Origin of the sequence: Bacteriovorax sp. PP10, from assembly GCF_035013165.1 — a bacterium.
Classification (GTDB): Bacteria; Bdellovibrionota; Bacteriovoracia; order Bacteriovoracales; family Bacteriovoracaceae; genus Bacteriovorax; species Bacteriovorax antarcticus.
In genome coordinates, this window is sequence record NZ_JAYGJQ010000001.1 from 1,206,511 (window position 1) to 1,229,872 (window position 23,362).

Below are 23,362 nucleotides of genomic sequence, written 5' to 3' on the forward strand. Positions count from 1 at the left end.
TCGTTTGAGTGCTCAGTAATAATTACAGACTAAGTGGCGAATCTGTCAATCGCGTCCTAGAACACATTGATAAGACAAATTCGTGATGGGGTTTTGTGATCATAATTAAGGGAATCTTGAGGACACTAGGATTGGTGTGCCTTATTACATTTAATAATTCGTATGCTAGTGAGTTGTGGTCGCGTACCCAACTAACGGGACGTCATTTTCTTTCTGTCGAAAGAACGGACGCGGGTCTCAAGTTAAAACATTTCACCCAACAAAGAGGAGAGTATCAATCTCTACTTTCTGAAACAATTTTCAAAAATAAATCTGAATTAGAAAAATACGTCGCAGTCAATTATCCAAACTATAATGCCGTCACCAGTTTAAACTCATGGCCGATTCAAACGAAATTAGAAAAAGATCAGGATAAGATTTTTGGTAGAGGCGAAAAAAATGAATACATATGGGCCGCTAAAAATAGATGGAGCGATGAGTGGGAGTTAAAGTACGCACAGTGGCTGCAAAACGAAGTGACTCCAGAATTTTTTAAACGCTATAAAATTCCTACAGACTGTGCAGATGCTTTAGTTGGATTGCGCTGGATTTTTGCCCGCATGAATTCTCTGCCAGTGGCCAATACAATTGCAGACACTGGAAATATTTTCGGTCATTTCTCAATGAAGAAAGAATGGAGAAAATACGATACGGCCGCGAATTGGTATGAAGATGAACTTTTCATGGCCGCACTTGATTATATAATGAACCTGACAAGTACCAGAACTGTTATCAACGATGGTTACCCGGTAAAGATAGATAAAGAAGGGCTAGTTCCTGGAACTTATATCATCACTCAAAATAATGGTTCTGGTCATGCCAAAATTATTACTGAAACTCACTACGATGAAATTACGGAATTACCTCTATATACTATGGCCTCAACCAGCCCGAGAGAAGTGCGCCTGCTTGCCCGCGAAGTATTCCTGGATCAGGACTGGCCGGCAAAAAGTGCTAAAGAAATTCTGGCCTTCAGATGGCCGGTTGTCGTTAATTCGAGCTGGGTGCTTCAACCTAAAAATGCCCGCTCAAATTATTCAGAAGAACAATTTGATATCGAAATCAAAAAAGAATTCCCGGCCTTCATTCAATTTGTTCTTTCACGAGTGAAAGGTAGCTATGACCCATTGAAGTTAGTTGAGATGGGAGTGAATGATGTCCTTAATTATGCCAGACAAAGAATTAGTGTGGTCACCTCAGGTTATGCTTATTGCAAAAATAATAACTGTAAAGCTGGAAGTGCCGGTGATGAAGATTGGGGAACCAGCAGTCGCGACGCTAAACTTTTAAAGAAGTTTCACGACATCGATACACTGGTAAAACAGTTTGAAAATTTATCTCCCGGTTTATATGACCGCTGGATGGCCGGTTTAAGATCTGCCATCATCCAAATTGAAGGAGTGGATTTAAGCCTGTCTAGTTTGCGCTTTATTATGGAGAGCAATCTTTATTCAAGTCTTGCCAGTGATACACCTGAAAGAAGATGGGGGTTAAATACCTCGGAGCTTCTGACTAAATGGATGAGTGATGCCGAGAAACTTTTGAGCGCCAGAGATGGTGTGATCAGCAGACCGGAAAACCCATGCAGTACTGATTGTTATCCTAAAACTAATCTTTGGGTGGGATTGAGTACCTACGATATAGATGCTGAGCTTAATAAGCTTTACGTGCAGGTGAATACTTATTGTACGTTGATTGGAAGTAATCAATGCTTAAAATTCTTTTCGACTAAGGGCCAGAAAATTCTGGTTCATAGCGGACAAAGTAAAACTCTGGATTCATGGTTTCAGAGAATTCCTTATTTCCATTCTGATCCACGTGTAAGCATTGAAAGGCGATGGGGAAAGTTGCCTGAGGATATCAAAGCGCTGGCATTGCCTTATTTTGAGACGGTGAAGGTGGCAAAAAACTCTCTGGCCGTTTTAGATTCCGTAAAACTGATGAACCTGAAAACGGGCAAAATCATTTATCAGGCGGACGTTGATTCAAGAATCGTGTTAACTGCCAGCGGTGTTGTCTATAGTATCAATGATCAAAAAGGCGAGATCAAGCGCATGCACTTCCATAATGGTTTGATGGAATGGATTGATGTTGCCGATCCTGATCAGTTATTAAAAGTTGAAGTCAAACGCCACATCTACGTGACTGAAAGTCAGGGTTACACTATTTTTAGAAAAACTCTTCCTCAAGGCCAGATCACTTTCAGAATTAAAGATGATCAGATCGAATTTATTAAAGAGCATACCGGCAGCACTAATCAGTTCGGCCCACTGTTAACAATGGCCATAGAAAAAAACACGATGAGCTTTATCGATCTCGATAGAACTCTCAATGTTGACATTACTGTGCCAAGTTCTCCTGATTTTATCGACATGAACATTGTGAAGATTTCTTCATACAAATACCCTTATGCTGTTTTAAATTATGCTGATCACGATCAGGATCTTTATTATTCGATACTGGTTAATATAGAAGACAAGACGTGGACAAAGATCGCTTCTTCTCTCAATGAAAAACACCTAGTGTTGTGGGCCAGTGCTGATTTGAAAAAAATGCTTCTACAGACGAATTTCAGTCAGGAGTTTCCAACTGTTTATGCCGTCAGTTGGGATGAATTAAATCATTTTAAAATTCAGGAAATGAGCAACCTCATTTTGGGTGCAGAAATTATAAATGGCAGTGCTTATTTTATTTCTGGGACTGGTGGTATTTGGGATTTTAATCCGAAGACAAAACTTTTTCATTGGGATACTAAGCCGATTGAAGTGAATGCTCCTGCAAATTTTGAAGTTAAATTTTTAACTTCTTTTGGTGCGTACTTTTCTTCAAGTGATTCAGGGCTTATCCGCATGTTTAGCAATACTAAGGACTTAAATCTTCCTAAAGACTTGCTCGCAGACGACGAATTTTGCCAAATTCAGACAAAAGTTGAGGAAATATTTAGTTATAGGTTCAGTACAAGTTATGGAGATTATTCATGTATGGGTGGGAGTCTTTTGAAATCCGAGCTAACTAATCAAAATGCAGAACTGACACCTCAATTTTCTACGTACTCTTGGATAAACAAAGAAAGTTTGTTAGATCTTCGATGGCAAAAAACTTTCGCGGAGTTTGATGTTCAGTACGGAACTATTATTGGCCTTGGAAAAAATATGGGCCTTTGGTGGAACAGTGTTGAGTAAAAATTACATAAACAATAGATGAGCAGGAAGGATTCCTAAGTAAACGTGTTAATTATGGGTATAAAAATTTTGGAGAAGTGTGTATGAAGAAGATTATCGGTTTCGTAGTCCTATTAGGACTGTTTTCGAGTTCAGTGTTTGCTGGTCAACAGTATTCACTGGAAACTGCAAAGCAAGCTGTTGTTAATGACAACATCAATGTTTCAATTGCATATGAGCAATACGTACTAGTAAAGAGCCAGGCACAATCAAAGTCTCTTAACTTACTTCCAACGATCTCTGTTGATATGTTGATGGTCGACTATCAATACGCAGTTCTAAGAAGTATCGTTCCTGAGCCACAAAGGTTTTTCGAGGCAGCTGCATCTAAAGATCTTGCTGTTGCAGCAAGTATCAATAGAACAATTGTAAAAAGAAATCTTCTTCAAGATCTAGAACAAACTTTCTTCCTGTATCAGTACCACCAGGAAATGCTTGAATCTTTCAACAAAGAAAAAGCAATCACTCAAGAAATCGCAACTCGTTCACAAGAAGCTTACGATCTTGGGACAATTGATTTCTCTGAATACTACAGAACTCAAAGAGGTGTAGTTTCTGCTAACACACAAGCTGTTAACGGAAAACAAATTGTGAACACTGAAGAATACGCTTTAAAGCTTATCCTTCAAGCTAAGAACACAGAGGCCCTAGACCTGGCACCAACTAATTTCTACAACTCAACTTTGGATTTCCCAGCTACTGCTGAAGAAGCTTCAACAATTGCTGTGAATAACTCTAAAGAAGTTGAACAGTTCGATTACTTAATCGAAGCTGCTAACAAGCAAAAGAAAGGTGTAGCAGTGTCTTGGATTTCATGGGGTGGAGTAGGATTTGATTACTTCTCAAGATTATCAATTGCTAAGCACGAAGTGAACAAGATCGCACTTAACAAGAAAAAATCAATCTATGAAGTGAAGAACCAAGTTGTTGCTCAATACGCACAAATTGAATCTCAACAAGAAAAAATCAGTTACCAAAATCAATTACTAGCTATGGCACAAGATGAGTACACAGCAGCAGTAGCTGCTCAGACTTCATTATTAAACTCTTTCATCAATACAAAAAAAGCGGAATTAAATTTAATGTACGCTGAAAGAGAGTCGTCAAAACTTAAGTACGAACTAGAGCTTCAATACATCAAGCTTAAACGTCTACTTGGTGCAAACATGATGACTAACGTTGTTCCACGTTCTTAATTAAAAATGTAAATTTGGTGAAGGATTAACTTATATGAAAAAATTAATAGCATTAATATTAGTGCTTTCGATGGGAGTTGCCAGTGCAAACGTCGTAAGCCCACTACCTACAGTAGTGCAAAGTCTGGATGGGATGTTACAACCTTCTTCAGCACGCAAAACTTTAACAGACATGAAGGCCGTAGCTAACGAAAGAAATACTGACATCGACGAAGCAATGGAAAACTACATCATTGCCAAGAAGAATGTTAACGTTGCTCGTGCTCAGTTCAGCCCGATCACATCAGGACATCTATTGGGTGTGGCGATGGGGATTCCTTACCTATGGGCACCTCTCGCAATCGACGCTGTTCTTTCTATTCCTACAAAGATCTACGGTGTATCAAAAAATAAGTCTCTAGCAAGATCAGCTGAGTACAACCTTTATGATGCTCGCCAACAGATCAACAATGAATTAGCTCACCTTTACTACGATATTCTTACTCATGAAGTAATTTTAAAGACTATCGATCTAGAGATGCAAATTCTTACTTACCAAGAAGCTAAATGGATCGAAAACAAGTACTCGAAAGACAGACTTGCTGATCAGAGAAAATGGATTCTTCGTTTAGGTATGGAAAGAGTTGATATCTACAAGATGTATGCGGCCGAACTAGCAGCGATCAGAACTATGATCAGCACAACAAACGGTACAGCATACGAATTGTCTCAAAACTCAACAGAGCTTAACAAGTCGATCATCGATGGTCTTGAACTTGAAAAACTTCAAAACTTCTCACTTAGAAACAGTAACAAGTACAAATCATCAATTCACCTAAATCACGCTGCTGAAGCCAACGTGAAGCAAGTGAAGTGGTCTGTTATTAGTTTTTCGGGTTTAAGTTTTGCTTACAAGAGAAAAGTTAAGGAAGCAAAAAACGAAGCAAAAATTGCTGAGCTTCGTATGGAATCAGTAGCGCAAGAAGTGAAGACAAATGTTCTTCTACAAGTAAGCAAACTTGATTCAAATCTGGATGTTTTCGAAAACTACAACTCTGTTTCAAATGCATCAATTGGTATTTTTGAAGATACTCTTCAATCATACGGTCTGGGGCAAATGAGTGAAGACTCAGTTATTGAAACTGCTCTTGGGGCCATCCGTGACTTCAGAAGTAAAGTCGTGTCTCACTATATCGCTTGGTCATCTCTTGATGACTTCTCGACATCGGCTAACTACGACTTCGCAATTAACCCTAAATTTGAAGAGAAAGCAGTTCAGGGCCAAGTTGAATTAGATCCTCTTTATAGATTAGATGAAGATTCATTCACAGTTAAAATGAAAGAAGGTGAGAACCTAACGATCTACTTAAGCTCTCCGAAAATCGGAACAGTTTCAAGTGTTGACTATACTTTTAACGATGAAACTCTTGGAACTAAGTCTTCAGACATCGGTAAAACGAACTACGCTGTATACATCGTAGGAAAAAATGCACCTGCTGATCTTTCAGGGGTAGCGAACGTGACTTTAGATAATGGTCACGAATTTAAAGTTAACTTTACGATTAAAAAATAAACTGAGGTATATATGAAAAAACTATTACTAATTCTTGGACTTGTCGTCTCTTTTCCAAGTTTCGCATTAAATGCTAAACTTGAACCAGCTGTAAAAATGGTAGAAGCATGTTTGGCTTCCCAAGGTGTCCTTCTTTGTAATCCTGAAATCACTGAAGTATTAAAGACTGTAAGTCTTGATGCTCGCGGTGAATTCGTTTACTACCTAAAAGATGTACTTAACAAAAACGAAACTGAAAAAACGATCGTAAACCTGTACACAGAACTTCAGGTTCTTGCTCCGATTTACGAAAAACTTGATGGATGTTCAGAATGGTCATGTAGAGATCTAAAAATCTTCTTAGGTGACGTTTCTATCCGTTATGTAAAAGTATCTCCAATCAACAGCGAACTTTATATTAAACTTTATAAAGGACAAGCGGTTCAATCAGGTCGTTACGGTCTTCTAGCAACTCTTTCAGAGAAATCTGATAAAGCTGCTAACGTAGAAGAAATGGACGAGATGATTAGATTTGCTGAATTCGCTAAGAACTGGTCACGCCAAATCGGTGACGAGTACTACCTTTACCAAGCTGGTGTTGCTATCGTTCGCAAGATGACTCTTGCAGCGATGAAGGTACGCCCTGGACACGAAGGTGTTTACTCAATCGTTTTCGACAATGCTGAAGTTAACAAAGACCTTAAAATTGATAGCGTAGTTGTTATGGAGTCAAATGACCGTGACGCTTTAGTTGTTAACTTTGTTGCAAGCAGCTCAAGAGTGATCCAAGTTGCTTTCAAGCAAGCTGGTCTTCTTGGAAACACATTCTTCTCAAACGAAGAAATTTACAACAATGAAAACAACCCACAAATTCAATCTCCATACTTTAAAATGGAACTTGACCGTGAAACAAAAACTGTAAAAGGTGTTTTCACTTCAGCTCGTTACGGAAAATCAACTTTCTCAGGAAAGCTTGTTAAGTCAAACCTTTCAGTTTACTCACAAGACAATGTTGAAGGTGTAACTCTAGAGCAACTTATTGGGAAACACTCAGTACAAGTTGGAAATTACAGCATGACTCTTTCTATTGGAAAGAGAGCTGACGATAGAACAGTTTATGAAGCTGCTCTTGTTAGCGACAATGCTCTAATCACGTTCTCTAAGGTATCTATCGACTCAGCTAAGGGGATTGTTTCTCTTGTTGATTCAAACAACCAAAGAAAGTTAACTCTTGGTGTGACTGATATTTCAGCATCTCCAGTGTTCGTTGGGCAATTCTTAAATGCTCCACAAGCTAAGATTCTTGAAGTTGTATCGAAATAATTTTTAATTATTCAGACGATATAAAAAGGCCACCTTATTTAGGTGGCCTTTTTTTTGAATTTTTTTAGAAGAATAAAAGTAGACCTAAGCGTGCCTGGCTAATTTTTTGATTATAATGAAGAAGAGTTTCGGCATATCCACTATAATACTGCAAATAAAAAGCAGGGTTGAAGTTATCACTTCCTAAGCGGTAAACAAGACCTAGCTCTCGTCCACCTTTTCCAATGTCAATGACGCTTTTACCGGCAAAAAAGCGGTATTCTACATCAAGTCTTTGAGTATTATGGACTAGTACATGAGTAATAATAAGTTTTAACTCCCAGAAACCCATGTGGTCGACAATGTCTTTATTGGCAGTGGCCTTACTGTAAATATTTTGAAGTTTAAATTCTCCAAGAATATTGTTTCGTTTGATTTTTGTTGCAAAATTTGTTTTTAAGAAAAGCAGATTCATCGAGCGGGACTTATCACCATCTTCACCGTTAGATCTATGTTGCATACCGATGTCGATAGAGCGAATAAACTTATCATCACCTTCAACTAAGCGATAAAAAGCTTCCGGTGAATAAGTGATGTCATCGAATGGAGCTGATTGGTCATAAATATTCCAGAACATTGTCTGGGTGTAGGCGAGATAGAGATTGTAGTTTTTTGCGACTCTATACTTACCTGAAAATTGCATTTTTAAGTTTTCTTTACCGAAGACAAAATATGAAGGTTGGTAAAGAGAGAATTTGTTTCTTGGATCAATTCCAAAAATGGCCTTAGAGGCCTCTTGAACATCTTTATCAGGTGTCCCAAGAATAGTTGCGGTGTTATCGCCTGGAAGTGATTTGGAATCTGGTGAGATTTTTTTTGATTCGGAGTCTTCTTCAGCGGACAGAACGGCAGTCGTTGCTACACTAGTTAACAATACACTTACCAGCAGTGACTTAAGCATCTTAAATGTCCTTTATGAATGGAGATAGTAGTGAATGAATTTGTTGATCATCTTAATCCGACCACTTCTTTTTTCTTCGGTGGTAAATTCTTACCAATCTGAATGTTTATAAAAGTCGTAAACGTTTTAGATTCTCTTTTCGTAATAATGGCCTTTCAAGTTTTGCAGGTTTGAAAGGCCATTAAGACTATTTCATTAATTTTTTGTCAGAGAGCTATGGGATTCGGTTTGAGCCGTTTCCTCTAATTAAGCCTACAACGAAGCTTAAAATTGCTAGGACAATGAATACCATTAGTAGAACTTTACCTAACTCAATTGAAACTCCGGCGATTCCGTAAGCTCCAAATAGCATGGCAACAAGCCCCAGAACGAAGAAAGTGATTGCGGCGCGTAACATAGTGATCTCCTGATGAGAGGTTAGTAAGTCTCTTGAGCTTATCTAGAGCAGGACTCGTGCCACATTTTGCAATACACGAAAACGGTAAGTTATGTTGGGGGGTTGACGAGTGTGTGGGAAATATGCCACACTGTCTTCAGAAACGGTCATAAAAACCCCACACGGAAAAAATACCCCATGAAACCAAAAAAACTTTCAACGCTAATGATTATTGACGATGATCCGGATTTATTAGACCTGCTTTGCTCGTTTTTTAAGCAAAGAGGATACAACGTTTTAACGTATGCAGATGCTCGTGAAGCTCTCGATGATATCGAGAACAATAAAGTAAATGCAGATGTCGTTCTTTCAGATTTTAAACTGCCGGTTATGTCTGGTGTAGATTTCATTAAGAGAATAAGAAAGCTGAATATTGTTTTGCCAATTATTCTTATGACAGCTGAAGGTAGTTTAGAAGTTTCACTGGAAGCAATTGAAGCTGGTGCTTATGACTTCGTATTGAAGCCATTACACTTTCCTCAATTGTTAATTTCAGTTCAACGTGCACTATTTTTAAATCAAGTTCAGACAGAAAACTCGACACTAAAGAGTTTATTTACTGAGCAGGATTTCCTTGGATTAAAAGGTGTCATTGGGAGAAGCCCAGGATTTAAACAAGCAATGGAGCTCGCTAAAAGAGTTTCTTCAAGCCAGGCGAATATTATTATTTCCGGTGAATCTGGATCTGGTAAGGAAGTTGTGGCCCGTGCAGTTCATGAACTTGGTGAGAGAAAAAATAAACCATTCATCGCTATTAACTGTTCTGCTATTCCTGAAAACCTACTTGAATCGGAACTTTTTGGTTATGCCAAAGGGGCCTTTACGGGAGCAATGGGAAGTAAGATTGGTCTTTTTGAAGAGGCCAATGAAGGGACACTTTTCTTAGATGAGATTGGTGATTTAGCACTTCCATTGCAGGCAAAACTTCTGCGTGTTTTACAGGAAAGAAAGATTAAACGTATTGGTGAAAACACTTCTAGAGATATCACTGCTCGTATCATCTGTGCGACTCACAAGAATTTAAAGAAAGAAGTTGAAGCAGGAAAATTCAGAGAAGATTTATATTTCCGTCTGAATGTTATTCCTATTTACATGCCACCACTAAGAGATAGAAAAGAAGATATTCTTCCTCTGTCTGAATACTTCTTAAAAAAGTTCAGCATCATGAACAATGTAACTCTGAAAGGATTTACAAAAGAAGCGATTAAGAAATTAGAAAATCACCCATGGCAAGGTAACGTTCGTGAGCTGGAAAATGCGATTGAACGTGCAGTTGTTCTTGCAACATCTGAATACATTGAACCGGATGATCTTCCATCACAAGATCATGGTTTAGGAGAGGCAAAATCAGAAGCAGGTGCAAGCAATGCTCTGTTTGCAATTAATTCTCTTATGACACTGGAAGATGTATGCAAAAAATATATTGAGTTTATTTTCAAAAAGAATAATTTTGCAAAAGAACAGACGGCAAAAGAGCTCGATATTGACCGCAAAACTTTATACAGAAAGTTAAAAGAAATTGAATCTTACGAACTAAATTAATCAGAAAAAATTGACATTATTAGTCTTTAGAAAAGGGGTATTTATACCCCTTTTTTATTTTTCAATCCTATAACTTGATAGATTTACGTCTGTAATTATTGGCATCATTTATGCTCTATACCTATTAGATTCAATGAACTACTTCATTGGAAAATGTGAGAGGGATTTATGACTTTTAAAGATCTAGATAATGCATCAAGCACAAAAAGTAATTACGTATTAAATGAAGACACATTAAAAGGTAAATGGAAGGAAGCTAAAGGCGAAATTCAAAAGATGTGGGGGAAACTCACAGATGATGATCTAGAGAAAGCTAAAGGCGATATGACCGCTCTTACGGGTATTATTCAACAACGTTATGGAGAGTCGAAGGAGTCTGTTCAAACGAAGTTAAATGATTACTTTGGTAATGCATGGGCTGACGTAAAACAAGGTGTAGCATCGACGGCCGAAAAAGCAAAAAATGCTGTAGCCGAGGCCAGCGAAAGTGCAAAGCAAAAACTGTAATGCAGTAAAAAGAGCGAAGTTATTTATGGTGTTGAAATTTAAATAATGATTAAGTTTCTTATAAACATCAGATAGACAGTTTCCAATTTACTTCCTTCAAGCCGCCCCGATTTCGGGGTGGCTTTTTAATTTTTCCTCAAGACGATTTTAGTAATTCCATGTTGGATAAGCCAAAAAACAGGTGTAACTTCTTAGGTATGGAAATCTTAAAAGATCAGAAGCTCGTTTATCTAACGAGAAGACAAACAGAAGTCGTACAATTAAAACAAAGTCTTGTGGAAGATAGTTTTGAGCTTGCGCTGATGATTGGCCATCGATTAAAAGGGCACGGAGAGACGTTTGGTTTTCCACTTATCAGCAGTATCGGTGTTCAAATGGAACTTGCTGCAAAAGAAAAAGATATGGCAAAGTTGAAAGAGATGGTGGCATCTTTGGATGCGAGCATAGAAGAGAATTTAAAATTAGTGAACGAAGAATAAAAAAAAGGGTGATCGCTGATCACCCTTTTTTTTGTCATTATTGTGCTTCAAAGATTATTCATCTTTGTAATCAACCATAATTAATGCTTTTGAAGCTTTGCTATTCATGAAAGCTTGCATATCAGTTCCGGCCGGAGCTGCTCCTGTTCTTTCAAAAATTCTTTTTGTTTTATAATCATCACCTTTGAAGAATTCACTTACCTTGTTTGGACGTTTTGCCATATTGTAAGTTTCGTAATCTCCACTTGTATTAAGATCATCTTTTAAATATTTCTCAATCGACTTCGATCGTTGGGTTGCAATTTTTACGTCGCGGTCAGTAAGTCTGACACCCGTTGAAGGATACTCTCTATCTGCCCATGCAAGAATTTTGATTTCATCAATTTTTCTTCCTTCTCTTTGAGCACTGGCAACGAAGTCTCTTAAGTCCTTCTTGCTGGCCTCGCTTAAGCGCTGTGTGCCCTTATCGAATTTCAGGACGGCATAGTAGGCACCATTGTTGTCAGCGACTTCCTGCACGGCCACAGACGTCTTAGTAGGCTCCTCAGCTTTTGCTGTCTTCTCTTCAGTCTTGTGTGATGAGCAAGCAACTGCTGTTAACGATAGTAGTGCCGCAATGGCAATTCCTTTTAGCTTCATGAAAACTCCTCAGTTAAAAAAATTCATACTTCATGTTTGAAGATATCAAGGCATATAGAGCAAAACTCGTTCCAACTTTTATGGGCCTGGAATTAGTCTTTTAGGTCATTAATTCTGTAGCGAGATGGAATAATGCCTCAAAACAGTAAGGAATTCTGTACTCGGTTATATGATTTTAATAACTTTGCTCATGCCCCAGACGTGAGTAATTATGGCCTAACAATTGCTAAACAAAGTTTAAGGAGTAATTATGAAATGTATTTCATTCATGCTGGGAAATGGCCTACTTAAAAAAGAAAAAAAACTTATTGGAACTAAGATGTCGAAGTCTGAGAAAGATTCGCGCAGAATTAGAAAAAAAGTTTCAGTGGAAGTTTTCTTGAGAGAAATCTTGGGAACTCATTTGATTGAAAAGAAGTTTTAATTTTTTGATTCAAAAATAAGCAACGTCCCATTTTTATGATCCAAAGATTCTATCAAAGATCGTAATCTTACATTGTATTCAGAGGTTTATTAAAACCCCTGAATTGTATCTAATAAATTATTTTTGCTCAGCAGGTGGAGTTGTCGTCGTTTCAACTGTCGGTGGTTGCACTGGCGTAGTCGGGGGCGGAGTTTCAGGACGGCTACATGCTGAAAGAATTGTCAAAACAGGTATTACCAAAATTAAACATTTCATAAAGACTCCAGATTATTATTTACCAAGTTGATATTTATTTTCCAGTCCAGCTGGAATTTTTTTACTAAAACCATTTTCAATTGCCTTCGAAATTCCCTGTCCGGTATTGACGTTAAACGTGCCGTTGTAAGTAAAATCCACATAAGTCGCCACTGTTTTATTCTTTGAATCACGCAGGATTAAATTTCCTAAGGCCGTGAGGATTTCAATCCCAAAATGTTTTACTCCCTTAAAATGCTCTTTATTAGCGATGACATCAATATCTGTAATGAAAGGCTTGATATAGCCCTTGATCCCCTTGTCATCGTTTTGAGCTTCAGCGTAGAGGTCCAGTTTTCCCTTCGTAAAAGTTAAAGGAAGTTTCCTAATGAGTACCGGATTTAATTTTGAGAGATCAAAATTTTTCATTTCAACATCGACATCCCAGCGTAGTGGTTTTTTAAACATATTGAGTTCACCGATAAAGTGGGTAGGTGCAGAGCCTTGAAGTGAGCCGCTTAGATTAAAAGCAGAAACCTGGTGCTTTTTAGTGGGAGTTACATTGGTAATCTGGCCGTTTATATTTTCGATTTTTAATCTCGATGTCTCATCCAAAGATGGATACTCTTCAAAAACAATCTGGGCACGACGAAGATCGACGGAGTCAACCGAGACGGGAAATAAAGTATTTTTTACATCCTTTGCTTCTTCTTTTGGACTTGAAAGCTTACTCATATCTTTTAAGAATAAAAAATCCAGTTTATCAGTGACGATATCTGTAACAATTCTTCCTCTGAAGACTTCTCTCCATGCAATTGATACATCAACTGACTTAATGGATAAAAATGTTTTCTCATCGCCTTTTAATTTACCTGTCACTTCTTCGAAGCGGTAGGCCCCGCGGATAATACTCAGATCTAAATCTTCCATATGGAGGTAATAGGTAGGAGAAAACTCGCTTAAGTATTTATTGGCCTGGTGAAGAAGGATCATTGGTAGAAGCATACGAAAGGCGATAAGGACGACGAGAAATGTAGCTGGAATAAGAACTTTCTTTTTTTTATAGATCGAATTCATTACGTTCTCTAGTCAGCTAGTGAATATGATTTTTCAATGATGGTGCTTGTGCCACCAAAGAACTGATATAGCGATTAACTTTTCTTACGAAGTTTCCAGACCACTGATAAATATTTTTGCGCGATCTTTTAGGTTCTGTGAAATTTTGTTGATAGAGTTGGCCCTGAAGTTCAGGGTAGTCTTTTAAGTCTTGGGGCGTGAACTGACGAAGGATCATGAATTGGAAGCCAATCTCATTGAGAATTCCCTGGTCCAGGTTGTAGCGCATTTTTGGGAAAAGCTCTGTTTCTTCATCATCAATATGATGTTCGACCAATTCAGCTAAAACTTTTATTTCAGCTTCTGTGACATCATCTAATACTTTCATTTTTGCAAGACGAGGAATAAGTTTTTCATATTTAAATTTTGCCATTCCATGTTCTGCTTCTCCTTCGAGAATTAACATGCGTAGTTCATCCATCTCACTTAGAGATTCATAAACTGTTTTTTCTTCAGATTCTGAGTGCTTTTTTAAGGTATCGAGAAATGTTCTGGCATAAAATATCTTTTCATTTTTGTTAGCGTAGTCGTTAGTTAAAACGGCAATACATTCTTTTAGATAAGCGTGGTCAATAAGTAAAATATCAATAATGTTGAAGCTATTATCTACGGCAATTTCTTCACTGATATTTGTCATTTGAATGTCCTCTCGTTTTTTATATATATAGATCTGATTGAAAAATAGTGTAGGCTTAAATAATTAAAGCTCTGCCATTTCTGACAGAGCTTCAACAAGATATAACTAAATCGCTATATCTTCTTTTTTGCATCATTTGATGCTTCGGATGAGATAGGTGCAGCTTTCGCTGTAGATATTTTGGTTGCAGAAGAAGTGTTTCTTCCTAAAGTGATATCCTCGCGGCTAGGGCTCGGATCTTGAGAAGGGTAGAATTCATCCGGTGCAGAAAAATGCGTATTTGATTCTTTATTATCTAGTTTGTTAAATTCTGCAGTTTCATCGCTATCAAGTTCTGATGTGCGCGAACCAGCAGTGTAATGAGATAGCTCATCATCGGCTTCACGATTAAACTCATCAGTATGCTCAACTTTGGCATAACTTGCATTCGCTCTACGCTCTGGAGATCCTGCATGAAATGTATCATCATATGATGACGATACAGTATCGTGCTCAGACATGCCAGCTTCAGCTGAAGGTGCTGTTCTTGATCTGTTTTCGAAATCAGGAACACCGTCTGCTTGAGTTGATGAAAATTTCTTTTCACCATAAGTAGAAGTATTAGTTATTGGGTTTCTTGAAGAATGAATTGTGTTACAAATTTTATCGTAAGTTTTATCGAATTCTTCGTGGTTTCCGTATTTTGAATGTACTAATTTTCCCAGTGATTGTGCTTCACCATGAGTTCTTTGAACTTCAGCTTCTGAAAGTTTGTTCCATTTGCTTAATACTTGCGATTTAATCGTTGGCCAATTATTTTGAATTTGTTGGTTGCTTAACATATTAAACCTCAGTGTTTGAATTCGATCTCATGATCTCTTGTTAATTACATTGCATCTAGCATGCCAAATTTAACCAAAACGATATTTTAATCACTTAAGTAAGTTTTTACTGGTCGCACAAGGGGAAAAATTACTCAAGGACGTAGCAAATTGGTTTTTACAGTGTCGCGTCTGACCCATTTTAGGCAGGTAATTAGCGTCATTTAAAGGCATCGGAATTGCTACTTAAACCAGAGGGCCGATGATGGCATTTAAAAATATTGGAGAGAAGTTATGGCAGTTAAAAAATCAGCAGTAAAAAATTCCCGTCAAAAGAAAGTGCTTCAAATGGTTAATGAAGTTCATGCAAAAGATAGAACTAATGTTGAATATCAAGATATGAAGCATGATGAAGATGCTCTTCGCCGTCAGCTTCTAGTAATCAAAAAAGATTACGATAGATTAATGACTGATATGGCAACTGGTTATGGAATCATTAGGCACTGGGTAGGAATTCAAGCGACCACTAGAGGCGAATTGATTAAATCTCGTTTCATTAGGAATTAAAAAAAGGGAACTTTAAAGTTCCCTTTTTTTGTCTAATTTTTTTAGTTATTAGTGATGAGTAGATTCTTCAGATGGATGATATCTTTCATCAGTAGCTGCTCTTTGAGATCTTTCCGCTGCATACTCTTCTGCTTGGGCCCGCTTCATTTCTCTTTCTTTTACAAAATCATGAATGAGTAAGGCAAGAGCATCTTGAAGAGGGTGCGATGTTCCTACTGATTGTAAAACTTCGCGTGGAGCTGGTTTTGTATTTTCATTTGAAATAATTTTGGCAGCACCAAAAGCAATAATGAGACTGAGTACACTTAAAGTGATTCCCATCATAATCATTGAAGAGAAATAGACGTAAGCATTCTGATCGTACTGTGCTCCAACATCAACTGCGATAATAACAAGTCCCGCAGCAAACAGGGTAGCCAGCGCAGATGCAGCAGCAAAAACACCAACAACTTTCATGGCGTTTTCTTTAATCATCTCTTTGAATTCTGCAATTGGATTGACCATTTGGTGCTCACTTGAAGAACCAAAAAATGGTTTAAAGATGGAAAAAATTAAGAGTAACCACTTCATCAGAACCTCCAATATTAAAGTGGGCCTACATAAATAGGCCCACTTAATAATTTTTTATAATTTTATGAGAATTATCTACGACGGAAAAAGTAAGCTCCTGCAAGGAATCCTACTGTCGCAGCCCCAAGGATAGCGTAACCTGGGTTTTCTTTAATAACTCCAGAAGTTCTATCTACAAATTGAGCACTCATATCGCGAGCTCTTTCAAGATATTCTCTTGAAGGTTCAATGATATCTTCTTCAATCATATGTGAAGCTTTATTTTTAATTTTATTTACATCGTATTGTCCATTTAGTTGTGATGCTGTGGCCATGACTTTCTCCTTGGTATTATTAAACGAATCGCGCTCATCGCGAAAGTATCTCTTATTTTGAGTTTTGAATTTATCGAACTCTTCAGCCGCTCTTTCTTTAGTGAAGCCATAGGCCTTTTGGATTTTTCCAACAACTTGATCAACACCACCATCTAGGTAAGTAAGATCGTCATCAGTTAATTTTGACCATGTTTGCTTTAGGGATCCTTTAAGATCTTTCAATGATCCTTCTACGATTTGTGTGTTCATTTTCTCTCCTTAAAAATTCGAAAACTTTAATCTCGTTCTTTATACTCCAAACTTTGTGCCAGAAAAAAGTGCTCATAATTTTAGTGAGTTGAAGAATGACTTTAGTTGAAATAGGAAAATGCTGGGGCAATAGGAAACGAAAATGGGCAATGTGGTACGTCAGCTTTTATTTGAATTGTATCCTTATATACATATTTTTTAAAAACCATAAGGCAAATTTCCACAGGGGTATTTTAGTTCAACAAAAAGTACAAAAAGTACCCACAGCTTTAGAAAAGCTATTTAATTAAGGGAAAATTAAGCTTTAAATTTTTGGCATACAAACTGCTATGTCTAGTTTGAGTTGAAATCTGTCTCATCAACCAAAGTTAGAAAGGAGTTCTTACATGTTACAAGCAGCTATCACATTTTTTCTTTTAGGTTTAGTTGCCATGTTATTTGGTGCTTTTGGAATTGCAGGTGTGTCTTCTGAATTAGGTGAAATGATCCTTTCAGTTTTCTTCATTTTTGCACTCATGAGCTTTATAGGAAGTGCTGAGATTGAACGCAAAAGACATAAAGATCTACATTAAGTAGTAAAACTTTTTTTACCAACGCAATTTCTAAGGAGAAATTATGCAAACAAATTTTAGAATGCTTTTCACAGCACTTGTAACAACGGCCCTAGTGGGATCTTTTACAGTGAACTTTGCTCATGCAGCAGACGACACAATTAAAGAAAAAGTAACAGAAGCAGGAAAAGACACAAAAAGAGCAATGAAAAAAGGTGCAAGAAAAGTTAAAGACGAAACTTGCGAAATGGTAAACGGTAAAATGAAATGTATGGGACAAAAAATTAAGCATGGGGCCCAAAATGTTGGCGATAAAGTAGAAGACGCAGTTGATTAGTCTGCAATACATACATTAAGGAGGATTTACCGTGAAAAAAATTATTTTATTGTCTTCAATGATGATGGCCTTTTCTGGGCTTTCATATGCACAAGACAGCACCGACAACGCAGGTGGATTATTCGTTGAACCTATGATTACATGGGAAAGAGGACGTGGGGATGTCAATTTTCCTTCTCCAATCAATAGTGCTGATACAGAACTAGATGGTTTTGGTGTTGGGGCGAGATTTGGTGGACACGTTTATAATACTATCTTCTTAGCAGTCGATGGCCGTTATTCAATTCCAAAATTTAAAGATAATAAAATTAACCAAGATGCTGATGCAAAAGCTTGGAACGTAGGCCCGGTAGTAGGTATGCAAATGCCAACTCCATTTGGTCTAAGAGTTTGGGGGGGATGGATTGTTGCTGGTGGCGTAGATGTGGATAAGTCACAAAACGTTAAAGAAGAATTCAAAAGTGGACAAGGTTATAGAATTGGTGCCGGTGTGAAATTAGCTTTGGTTAGTCTCAACATCGAATACCAAAAAATTAAATACGATAACACTGTGATTGAAGAAGTCGGAGTTTTCACTCCGAACTCAAATCGCGGTGACATTGAATTGACCAACGAAGCAATGGTACTTTCCGTATCATTCCCGATTGCCATTTAATGAGATGCTAATTTAAGCCTCAGGTCATCATAGGCCTGAGGTTTTATATAAAAGCCTTTTGATCAAACAAATTCACGAAAAAATTGTGTTCTTTAGTCAAAAGATGGCATCCACTTTGCTCTATAAAAGATGAGAAAGACTTATTTTTATAGTCATTAAAACAATCGTAGGAGAAGCAAATGAAATCACTATTATTAACTGTTGCTGTTATTGCTACTGTTTCTGCAGGTGTTGTCGTAGCAAAACAAGACGCAAGCCCAAACCCAAGAGTTGCTTCACAAATTGAAGACAACATGACAGTAGGGGATCAATCAAATAAGCCCGCTGACCTGGACACGGTAAAAAGAATTCGTCGTGAACTTATGAATGACGATGCTCTTTCTACAAAGGCCAAAAATGTAAAAGTCATTGTCGCCAATAATGGTGTGACGTTGAAGGGTGCTGTTAAGACTGCTGCTGAGAGAGAAATTATCTTAAAGCATGCTTATACGACTGCCCCAAAACATAGAATATATAATCAAATTAGCGTCACGAAATAATGATCTAATTTAATTTATGGAGGAATTATGAAAACGATGAGTAGAGATGCAAAAAATGTTTCAGTATTTGGGATCTTCGATACAAGAAATTCTACAGAAAGAGCAGTTGAGCGTCTGAAAACTTCTGGTTTCAGAATGACTGATATTTCAGTGTTAATGCCGGACAAAGATAGCACTCGTGAGTTTGCTCATGAAAAACATACGAAAGCTCCTGAAGGTGCCGCAGCTGGTGCGAGTACAGGTGTTGTTGTTGGTGGGACTCTTGGATGGCTTGCTGGTATGGGAGCTTTAGCAATCCCTGGGATCGGACCTCTTGTTGCAGCAGGACCTATTATGGCCGCGATTGCAGGTGCCGGTGTAGCAGGAACTGTTGGTGGCGTGAGTGGAGCTTTAGTCGGTCTGGGAATTCCAGAGTACGAAGCAAAAAGATATGAAGGATCAGTGAAAGATGGAGGTATTTTACTTTCTGTTCACTGTGACACGAGTGATTCAATTAAGAGTGCAAAACAATTATTAGAAGTAACTGGGGCACACGATATTGCATCGTCGACAGAAGCTTAAACAAAACAGGGGATAGAGATGAAAGCAGTTAAGAAGCAAGTGAATACACTAATTGATAATGTTAACGGAAGAGTTGGTGTACCTATTTTAATGTACGTCCTTGGAGTTCCAGGGTTCGTTTGCGTTTTAGCATGGTTGTTCTTCTTTAAAGGTAAATAAGTAAATATCTAGGACAAGTAAGCGTTCTTTTAATTTCTTAGAATATCAATTGGTCTCATGGGGCGCACAGAATTAAAAAATGCGAATACCATGAGGCCAATTTTCATTTGGCCTTTTTGAGCGAGATTCGCTATGACCATTGCTTCGATTCATGCACATTCAAAATTATTATTTTATAAAATAAGAGATTTTATTTTTCTTATTTTAAAACATAATATCTTTTTTCATTCTTCAGCAATTTCTTATTATGCTGCTTTAGCGATTGCTCCTTTTTTACTTATTCTATTGCAGGTCGGGGCCTTGTTGGGGAATCGACTGCAGACAGAGCTTATCAGCCAAACTTATTTTGTATTAGGCCCGGAGGTCGGTCGAATTACCGAAATGATTTTCAGCAATGCGAATGAGGGAATTAATCTCGCTTCAATTTCCGGAATAGTAGGGGGAGTGACACTACTTTTTACGGCTTCCATCGTGTTTATTCAGCTCAGATTTTCTCTGGATACTATCTATGGCTATTACGATCCTAATGTCTCGAGGAGTTTTACAGCGGTTGTGAAGGAAAGAGCTTTCTCGATGTTAATTGTTATTTTAACTGCCGTTTTATTTTTTCTTTCTTTATTCATTTCAAATATCGTGAAATATGTCGCCGGCACAGATATGGAAGAAGGGATTTTGGGACAAGTCATAGCGAATGTGCTGAGTTTTATTATTAACATGATGATGTTCAGTGCTGTTTATTATTTTGCTCCAACGAGAACTCCCAAACTTGTATCGGCCATAAAGATGGCCGTATTTACTTCCGTTGCTTTTATCTTCGGTAAAATACTCATGGGCCTCTATTTCAAAAATGTAGCATTGAGTTCAGTTTATGGGGCCGCAGGAACTCTGCTGGTGTTTTTAGTGTGGGCCTATTATTCATCCTTCACGATGTTTTTAAGTGTGGAAGGATTTCTTTATCTCAATCCCCAGGAGAATCAGGAAGAGGCCTAGTTGTCAGGTTGGGGAAAGTTGACCATTCATCGTCTCAGAAATGAACATTCCAAATAGTTGTGTCCCTTATAATCTTGGCTTCAAGTTTGCTCTTTAGTAGGTGACAGATAATGTTTACCATGGAGGTTTTACGTGACAGTACAGATGGATGAAATTATGCAAAATAATAAGTTTAATATTGTAGATGTATTGTTAATGGATCATCGATACCTGAAAGAATGTATTAAATATCTTAAAAATGACGATGAAGATAAAAAGGTAAAACTTAAATATGCTAAAACTTTTTTGGATGCCCTTCACAAACATTCTGAAGCTGAAAAAAAAGCAGTCTATGCTCCATGCCTGAAAGTGAAAGATTTAAAAATGGAAATTCTGGAAGGACAAGTTGAGCATGGGATTACCGATGCAAAAGTTAAAATGTTGATTCCTAAATTAACAGGACTTAGAACATTGTCTGATGAACTTGAAGTCGAACTAAAAGTCCTGGCAGAATTGGTTGAGCATCATCTTAAAGAGGAAGAAGAAAAAACATTTCCAAAGATGAAGAGAGACCTGGATAAAACGATTTTAAATGAAATGGGATTTCAATTTATGAAGCTTAGAAGTTTTACAGTGAAAGACCTTCGTGATTACCCAAAACTTCAAAAAGAAGTTTCCGGTATTAGAAAATTAGGTCATCGCATTTCAGGAAACTTTATTGCAAAAGTTCAAAAGCATGTGACCCCGGCAGCTCATCGTTAAATTATTTAATAAGAGAGTTATTTATGAAGAGATATCGATTTTTATTACTGGCCTTTTTTCTGGCAAACAATGTTTATGCAGAAGGTTTGGCCTCAGGGATGGCACCGGCAATGAATGGGTCTCCTCAACTTTCAAATGTGAATTCAACTCCTGATTTGAAATCGAATGTGAACAGCTCGGTTCCGGATGTGAGAAGTGGCAATAATAGAGTGTCGCCAACAACTTCATCAATGAAGGCGATCAAGAGTCGATCGGCAAGAGCAACAGACATAAAAAGAACATCTCCACGAAATACGGCCGAAGTCGGAAGTGCGCTCGAACCTGTCGTGTCAGGTTCAAGAACACCAGATGACCAACTTAATAACAGTGGTAATGGCGCTAGATCAGCACAAACAACTGGAACAACGAAGACTTCTTCCAAAGGAATGAGTTGTAAAACGTACGAAGGTAAGACTTATGATCAAGGCGAAGCTGGTTACAGCGACTGTATGAGAAATATCAGGACTGACCGTCAGGGAACCAGAACAGTTCCTTAGCGTGAAAGATATCCGATCTCTAGTGTCGGGCTTGGGAATAAAACTCCGGCCCGACATTTAGATCGTTCCTCTCAGGTAAACTAGAGGAACGAGGATACCATCATGATAAATAAAAACATTGCGACTTTAATTCTGACTCTATTAATCTCTACTCAAATAAAAGCAGATTATCTTTCATGGAAAGAAATCGAGAAGCGCGCGAAAGCAGAAAATATCAACACAAAAGCTTTAAGTCATATCCAATGTTTTTTTGAAAAGCATGAGAGCACAGTATTCCAGAAAAAAATATCTTATGGTGGAACTCAAGACAGATGTTCAGGATCGTCGGACATTACACTCGATAAAAAAAGAGTATTTGCATTGATTGACTATACTGTTTCAAGCGATGACAGAAGAATGTTTTTGATCGACCGCGAGACGGGGGCGATTTCAAAAATGGCAGTTGCTCATGGAAGATATAATGCTTCAATGATTAACACTCATCTTTCACAGAATAAAAATTCTGTGAAGTGGGCGAAGTACTTCAGTAATGAGTTAGGATCTAATGCACCTTCCAGCGGATTTTTCGTCAGTGGAGTTGAGTATGAAGGAAAATTTGGTCGAAGTATGGTGTTGCATGGACTTGAGGAAGGAATTAATGATAACGCCTGCCAGAGAGCTGTCGTGGTCCATAAGCACTTAATGGTGACTAAGTCATCAGCACATCTTTTATCGGCCGGATGTCCCATGATCAGCAAAGATTATATTGATCACGTCATCAATTTACTGGAAGGAAATTATAATCCTGACAACGGTGTTGAAACGAATGGTTCCGTGGTCTTCATTTACGGAGAGCGTGAGAAGAATTGGGCGGCCTCAACTTGTAATGGAAATTTTAGTCTTTAAACTCATTGCCCGCTAAAAATATTTTCAGTAGATTAATAAGTGCTGTTTAAAATATTTTTAGCGGGGTTCTCTATGAAATTATCAACCATCCTTTCAATCATCATTCCTTTAGCATTCGGTGTTTCTGCTTTTGCTGCTCCCAGTGGTATGAGACCTGGTTTATGGGAGCATAGTTTCACCATTAAAAGTGAAAGTGGAAAGATTGAACAAGCAATGGCGGACTTGAAAACTAAAATGGCCAAGATGTCGCCTGATCAACGCAAGATGATGGAAGAAGTGATGGCAAAACAAGGTTTAGGAATAAACCAACAGGTTAATAGTGTGAAAGTATGTATTTCGAAAGAGCAGGCAGAGAATTTAGAAATTCCTCAGGGGCAAAATCAAAACTGCACACAAGAAGTTGTTAACCGCACAGCAAAAACAATAAAAATGAAATTTGATTGTAAGGGATTAACGGAAACGTCTGGAGAAGGAGAGTTTACTTTAACAAGTCCAACAGCTTATACCGGAAAGTCTGTGATTCATACGACAGTAAAGCAAAAAACTGACCGCATGGACATGAATCAAAAAGGTAAGTGGTTATCTGCTAATTGCGGTGAAATTAAACCAATCACAACCAAAAAATAATATGACAATAGCTAGCT

General features: G+C 37.8%; 29 protein-coding genes. 20 read left to right on the top strand and 9 right to left on the bottom strand.

Going from position 1 to position 23,362, the window contains the following annotated elements; genetic code table 11:
- Positions 1-95 precede the first annotated feature (95 nt).
- From SHI21_RS05875 to SHI21_RS05890, 4 genes are all read left to right on the top strand, one after another.
- Positions 96-3,221, top strand: coding sequence for a hypothetical protein (locus tag SHI21_RS05875; protein ID WP_323575343.1), 3,126 nt, complete (start codon positions 96-98; stop codon positions 3,219-3,221).
- A gap of 83 nt (positions 3,222-3,304) precedes the next feature.
- Positions 3,305-4,456 (top strand): TolC family protein, encoded by a 1,152-nt coding sequence (locus tag SHI21_RS05880; RefSeq protein ID WP_323575344.1) that lies wholly within the window; start codon positions 3,305-3,307, stop codon positions 4,454-4,456.
- A gap of 34 nt (positions 4,457-4,490) precedes the next feature.
- Entirely contained in the window at positions 4,491-6,008 is a 1,518-nt protein-coding gene (locus SHI21_RS05885) for a TolC family protein (RefSeq protein WP_323575345.1), read from the top strand.
- A 12-nt stretch (positions 6,009-6,020) separates the two neighbouring features.
- Complete coding sequence (locus SHI21_RS05890; RefSeq protein WP_323575346.1) at positions 6,021-7,310, top strand: hypothetical protein; 1,290 nt, start codon at positions 6,021-6,023, stop codon at positions 7,308-7,310.
- Between the two features lie 64 nt (positions 7,311-7,374).
- On the opposite strand, the gene SHI21_RS05895 is transcribed toward SHI21_RS05890, so the two are convergent.
- Both SHI21_RS05895 and SHI21_RS05900 read right to left on the bottom strand, forming a co-directional pair.
- Positions 7,375-8,250: a phospholipase A gene (locus SHI21_RS05895; RefSeq protein ID WP_323575347.1), complete on the bottom strand. Its 876-nt coding sequence runs from the start codon at positions 8,248-8,250 to the stop codon at positions 7,375-7,377.
- A 214-nt stretch (positions 8,251-8,464) separates the two neighbouring features.
- Positions 8,465-8,647, bottom strand: coding sequence for a DUF1328 domain-containing protein (locus SHI21_RS05900; protein ID WP_323575348.1), 183 nt, complete (start codon positions 8,645-8,647; stop codon positions 8,465-8,467).
- Between the two features lie 177 nt (positions 8,648-8,824).
- Here SHI21_RS05900 and SHI21_RS05905 point away from each other — a divergent pair, with 177 nt between their 5' ends.
- From SHI21_RS05905 to SHI21_RS05915, 3 genes are all read left to right on the top strand, one after another.
- Entirely contained in the window at positions 8,825-10,228 is a 1,404-nt protein-coding gene (locus tag SHI21_RS05905; protein WP_323575349.1) for a sigma-54-dependent transcriptional regulator, read from the top strand.
- Between the two features lie 168 nt (positions 10,229-10,396).
- A complete protein-coding gene (locus SHI21_RS05910; RefSeq protein WP_323575350.1) occupies positions 10,397-10,735 on the top strand; it encodes a CsbD family protein in 339 nt (112 codons plus the stop codon).
- 197 nt (positions 10,736-10,932) lie between these two features.
- Positions 10,933-11,214, top strand: coding sequence for an Hpt domain-containing protein (locus SHI21_RS05915; protein ID WP_323575351.1), 282 nt, complete (start codon positions 10,933-10,935; stop codon positions 11,212-11,214).
- Positions 11,215-11,268: 54 nt separating this feature from the next.
- On the opposite strand, the gene SHI21_RS05920 is transcribed toward SHI21_RS05915, so the two are convergent.
- Positions 11,269-11,853 (bottom strand): hypothetical protein, encoded by a 585-nt coding sequence (locus SHI21_RS05920; RefSeq protein WP_323575352.1) that lies wholly within the window; start codon positions 11,851-11,853, stop codon positions 11,269-11,271.
- Positions 11,854-12,103: 250 nt separating this feature from the next.
- On the opposite strand from SHI21_RS05920, the gene SHI21_RS05925 reads away from it, so the two are divergent.
- On the top strand, positions 12,104-12,277 hold the full coding sequence (locus SHI21_RS05925) for a hypothetical protein (RefSeq protein ID WP_323575354.1): 174 nt from the start codon (positions 12,104-12,106) through the stop codon (positions 12,275-12,277).
- A 117-nt stretch (positions 12,278-12,394) separates the two neighbouring features.
- Here the strand turns inward: SHI21_RS05925 and SHI21_RS05930 are convergent, their stop codons facing one another.
- The 4 genes from SHI21_RS05930 to SHI21_RS05945 form a co-directional block, all read right to left on the bottom strand.
- Entirely contained in the window at positions 12,395-12,532 is a 138-nt protein-coding gene (locus tag SHI21_RS05930) for a hypothetical protein (RefSeq protein WP_323575355.1), read from the bottom strand.
- A 15-nt stretch (positions 12,533-12,547) separates the two neighbouring features.
- Positions 12,548-13,588, bottom strand: coding sequence for a DUF748 domain-containing protein (locus tag SHI21_RS05935; RefSeq protein ID WP_323575356.1), 1,041 nt, complete (start codon positions 13,586-13,588; stop codon positions 12,548-12,550).
- 16 nt (positions 13,589-13,604) lie between these two features.
- The gene (locus SHI21_RS05940) at positions 13,605-14,264 is read right to left on the bottom strand and encodes a hemerythrin domain-containing protein (RefSeq protein ID WP_323575357.1); all 660 of its coding nucleotides are present in this window, start codon (positions 14,262-14,264) and stop codon (positions 13,605-13,607) included.
- A gap of 113 nt (positions 14,265-14,377) precedes the next feature.
- Positions 14,378-15,085 (bottom strand): hypothetical protein, encoded by a 708-nt coding sequence (locus SHI21_RS05945; RefSeq protein WP_323575358.1) that lies wholly within the window; start codon positions 15,083-15,085, stop codon positions 14,378-14,380.
- Positions 15,086-15,358: 273 nt separating this feature from the next.
- Between SHI21_RS05945 and SHI21_RS05950 the strand changes: the two genes are divergently transcribed.
- Positions 15,359-15,631, top strand: coding sequence for a hypothetical protein (locus SHI21_RS05950; protein WP_323575359.1), 273 nt, complete (start codon positions 15,359-15,361; stop codon positions 15,629-15,631).
- Positions 15,632-15,679: 48 nt separating this feature from the next.
- On the opposite strand, the gene SHI21_RS05955 is transcribed toward SHI21_RS05950, so the two are convergent.
- Together SHI21_RS05955 and SHI21_RS05960 are read right to left on the bottom strand one after the other, a co-directional pair.
- On the bottom strand, positions 15,680-16,201 hold the full coding sequence (locus tag SHI21_RS05955) for a hypothetical protein (protein ID WP_323575360.1): 522 nt from the start codon (positions 16,199-16,201) through the stop codon (positions 15,680-15,682).
- A gap of 71 nt (positions 16,202-16,272) precedes the next feature.
- Entirely contained in the window at positions 16,273-16,764 is a 492-nt protein-coding gene (locus SHI21_RS05960) for a CsbD family protein (RefSeq protein ID WP_323575361.1), read from the bottom strand.
- 386 nt (positions 16,765-17,150) lie between these two features.
- Here SHI21_RS05960 and SHI21_RS05965 point away from each other — a divergent pair, with 386 nt between their 5' ends.
- From SHI21_RS05965 to SHI21_RS06015, 11 genes are all read left to right on the top strand, one after another.
- A complete protein-coding gene (locus tag SHI21_RS05965; protein ID WP_323575363.1) occupies positions 17,151-17,336 on the top strand; it encodes a hypothetical protein in 186 nt (61 codons plus the stop codon).
- Between the two features lie 43 nt (positions 17,337-17,379).
- Entirely contained in the window at positions 17,380-17,652 is a 273-nt protein-coding gene (locus SHI21_RS05970; RefSeq protein ID WP_323575364.1) for a hypothetical protein, read from the top strand.
- A gap of 31 nt (positions 17,653-17,683) precedes the next feature.
- Positions 17,684-18,307 carry an outer membrane beta-barrel protein gene (locus tag SHI21_RS05975; protein ID WP_323575365.1) on the top strand — a complete coding sequence of 208 codons (624 nt, stop codon included), beginning with the start codon at positions 17,684-17,686 and terminating at the stop codon, positions 18,305-18,307.
- A 179-nt stretch (positions 18,308-18,486) separates the two neighbouring features.
- Positions 18,487-18,846, top strand: a complete 360-nt coding sequence (locus SHI21_RS05980) for a BON domain-containing protein (protein ID WP_323575366.1) — start codon at positions 18,487-18,489, stop codon at positions 18,844-18,846.
- Positions 18,847-18,873: 27 nt separating this feature from the next.
- Positions 18,874-19,407: a general stress protein gene (locus SHI21_RS05985; RefSeq protein WP_323575367.1), complete on the top strand. Its 534-nt coding sequence runs from the start codon at positions 18,874-18,876 to the stop codon at positions 19,405-19,407.
- A gap of 18 nt (positions 19,408-19,425) precedes the next feature.
- Positions 19,426-19,566, top strand: coding sequence for a hypothetical protein (locus SHI21_RS05990; RefSeq protein WP_323575368.1), 141 nt, complete (start codon positions 19,426-19,428; stop codon positions 19,564-19,566).
- A gap of 132 nt (positions 19,567-19,698) precedes the next feature.
- A complete protein-coding gene (locus SHI21_RS05995) occupies positions 19,699-20,556 on the top strand; it encodes a YihY/virulence factor BrkB family protein (protein ID WP_323575369.1) in 858 nt (285 codons plus the stop codon).
- 132 nt (positions 20,557-20,688) lie between these two features.
- Entirely contained in the window at positions 20,689-21,297 is a 609-nt protein-coding gene (locus SHI21_RS06000) for a hemerythrin domain-containing protein (protein ID WP_323575370.1), read from the top strand.
- Positions 21,298-21,320: 23 nt separating this feature from the next.
- Positions 21,321-21,833 (top strand): hypothetical protein, encoded by a 513-nt coding sequence (locus SHI21_RS06005; RefSeq protein ID WP_323575371.1) that lies wholly within the window; start codon positions 21,321-21,323, stop codon positions 21,831-21,833.
- Positions 21,834-21,935: 102 nt separating this feature from the next.
- Complete coding sequence (locus SHI21_RS06010; protein ID WP_323575372.1) at positions 21,936-22,718, top strand: murein L,D-transpeptidase catalytic domain-containing protein; 783 nt, start codon at positions 21,936-21,938, stop codon at positions 22,716-22,718.
- A gap of 72 nt (positions 22,719-22,790) precedes the next feature.
- Positions 22,791-23,345 (top strand): DUF3617 domain-containing protein, encoded by a 555-nt coding sequence (locus tag SHI21_RS06015; protein WP_323575373.1) that lies wholly within the window; start codon positions 22,791-22,793, stop codon positions 23,343-23,345.
- Positions 23,346-23,362 lie beyond the last annotated feature (17 nt).

Coding starts and splice junctions, on each gene's coding strand:
- SHI21_RS05885 (WP_323575345.1), top strand. CDS start 4,491: ATGAAAAAATTAATAGCATTAATATTAGTGCTTTCGATGGGAGTTGCC.
- SHI21_RS05890 (WP_323575346.1), top strand. CDS start 6,021: ATGAAAAAACTATTACTAATTCTTGGACTTGTCGTCTCTTTTCCAAGT.
- SHI21_RS05910 (WP_323575350.1), top strand. CDS start 10,397: ATGACTTTTAAAGATCTAGATAATGCATCAAGCACAAAAAGTAATTAC.
- SHI21_RS05915 (WP_323575351.1), top strand. CDS start 10,933: ATGGAAATCTTAAAAGATCAGAAGCTCGTTTATCTAACGAGAAGACAA.
- SHI21_RS05895 (WP_323575347.1), bottom strand. CDS start 8,250: ATGCTTAAGTCACTGCTGGTAAGTGTATTGTTAACTAGTGTAGCAACG.
- SHI21_RS05945 (WP_323575358.1), bottom strand. CDS start 15,085: ATGTTAAGCAACCAACAAATTCAAAATAATTGGCCAACGATTAAATCG.
- SHI21_RS06005 (WP_323575371.1), top strand. CDS start 21,321: ATGAAGAGATATCGATTTTTATTACTGGCCTTTTTTCTGGCAAACAAT.
- SHI21_RS05925 (WP_323575354.1), top strand. CDS start 12,104: ATGAAATGTATTTCATTCATGCTGGGAAATGGCCTACTTAAAAAAGAA.
- SHI21_RS06010 (WP_323575372.1), top strand. CDS start 21,936: ATGATAAATAAAAACATTGCGACTTTAATTCTGACTCTATTAATCTCT.
- SHI21_RS05960 (WP_323575361.1), bottom strand. CDS start 16,764: ATGAACACACAAATCGTAGAAGGATCATTGAAAGATCTTAAAGGATCC.
- SHI21_RS05990 (WP_323575368.1), top strand. CDS start 19,426: ATGAAAGCAGTTAAGAAGCAAGTGAATACACTAATTGATAATGTTAAC.
- SHI21_RS05940 (WP_323575357.1), bottom strand. CDS start 14,264: ATGACAAATATCAGTGAAGAAATTGCCGTAGATAATAGCTTCAACATT.
- SHI21_RS05930 (WP_323575355.1), bottom strand. CDS start 12,532: ATGAAATGTTTAATTTTGGTAATACCTGTTTTGACAATTCTTTCAGCA.
- SHI21_RS05880 (WP_323575344.1), top strand. CDS start 3,305: ATGAAGAAGATTATCGGTTTCGTAGTCCTATTAGGACTGTTTTCGAGT.
- SHI21_RS05970 (WP_323575364.1), top strand. CDS start 17,380: ATGCAAACAAATTTTAGAATGCTTTTCACAGCACTTGTAACAACGGCC.
- SHI21_RS05995 (WP_323575369.1), top strand. CDS start 19,699: ATGACCATTGCTTCGATTCATGCACATTCAAAATTATTATTTTATAAA.
- SHI21_RS05980 (WP_323575366.1), top strand. CDS start 18,487: ATGAAATCACTATTATTAACTGTTGCTGTTATTGCTACTGTTTCTGCA.
- SHI21_RS06015 (WP_323575373.1), top strand. CDS start 22,791: ATGAAATTATCAACCATCCTTTCAATCATCATTCCTTTAGCATTCGGT.
- SHI21_RS05950 (WP_323575359.1), top strand. CDS start 15,359: ATGGCAGTTAAAAAATCAGCAGTAAAAAATTCCCGTCAAAAGAAAGTG.
- SHI21_RS05985 (WP_323575367.1), top strand. CDS start 18,874: ATGAAAACGATGAGTAGAGATGCAAAAAATGTTTCAGTATTTGGGATC.
- SHI21_RS05935 (WP_323575356.1), bottom strand. CDS start 13,588: ATGAATTCGATCTATAAAAAAAAGAAAGTTCTTATTCCAGCTACATTT.
- SHI21_RS05920 (WP_323575352.1), bottom strand. CDS start 11,853: ATGAAGCTAAAAGGAATTGCCATTGCGGCACTACTATCGTTAACAGCA.
- SHI21_RS05905 (WP_323575349.1), top strand. CDS start 8,825: ATGAAACCAAAAAAACTTTCAACGCTAATGATTATTGACGATGATCCG.
- SHI21_RS05955 (WP_323575360.1), bottom strand. CDS start 16,201: ATGAAGTGGTTACTCTTAATTTTTTCCATCTTTAAACCATTTTTTGGT.
- SHI21_RS05965 (WP_323575363.1), top strand. CDS start 17,151: ATGTTACAAGCAGCTATCACATTTTTTCTTTTAGGTTTAGTTGCCATG.
- SHI21_RS05900 (WP_323575348.1), bottom strand. CDS start 8,647: ATGTTACGCGCCGCAATCACTTTCTTCGTTCTGGGGCTTGTTGCCATG.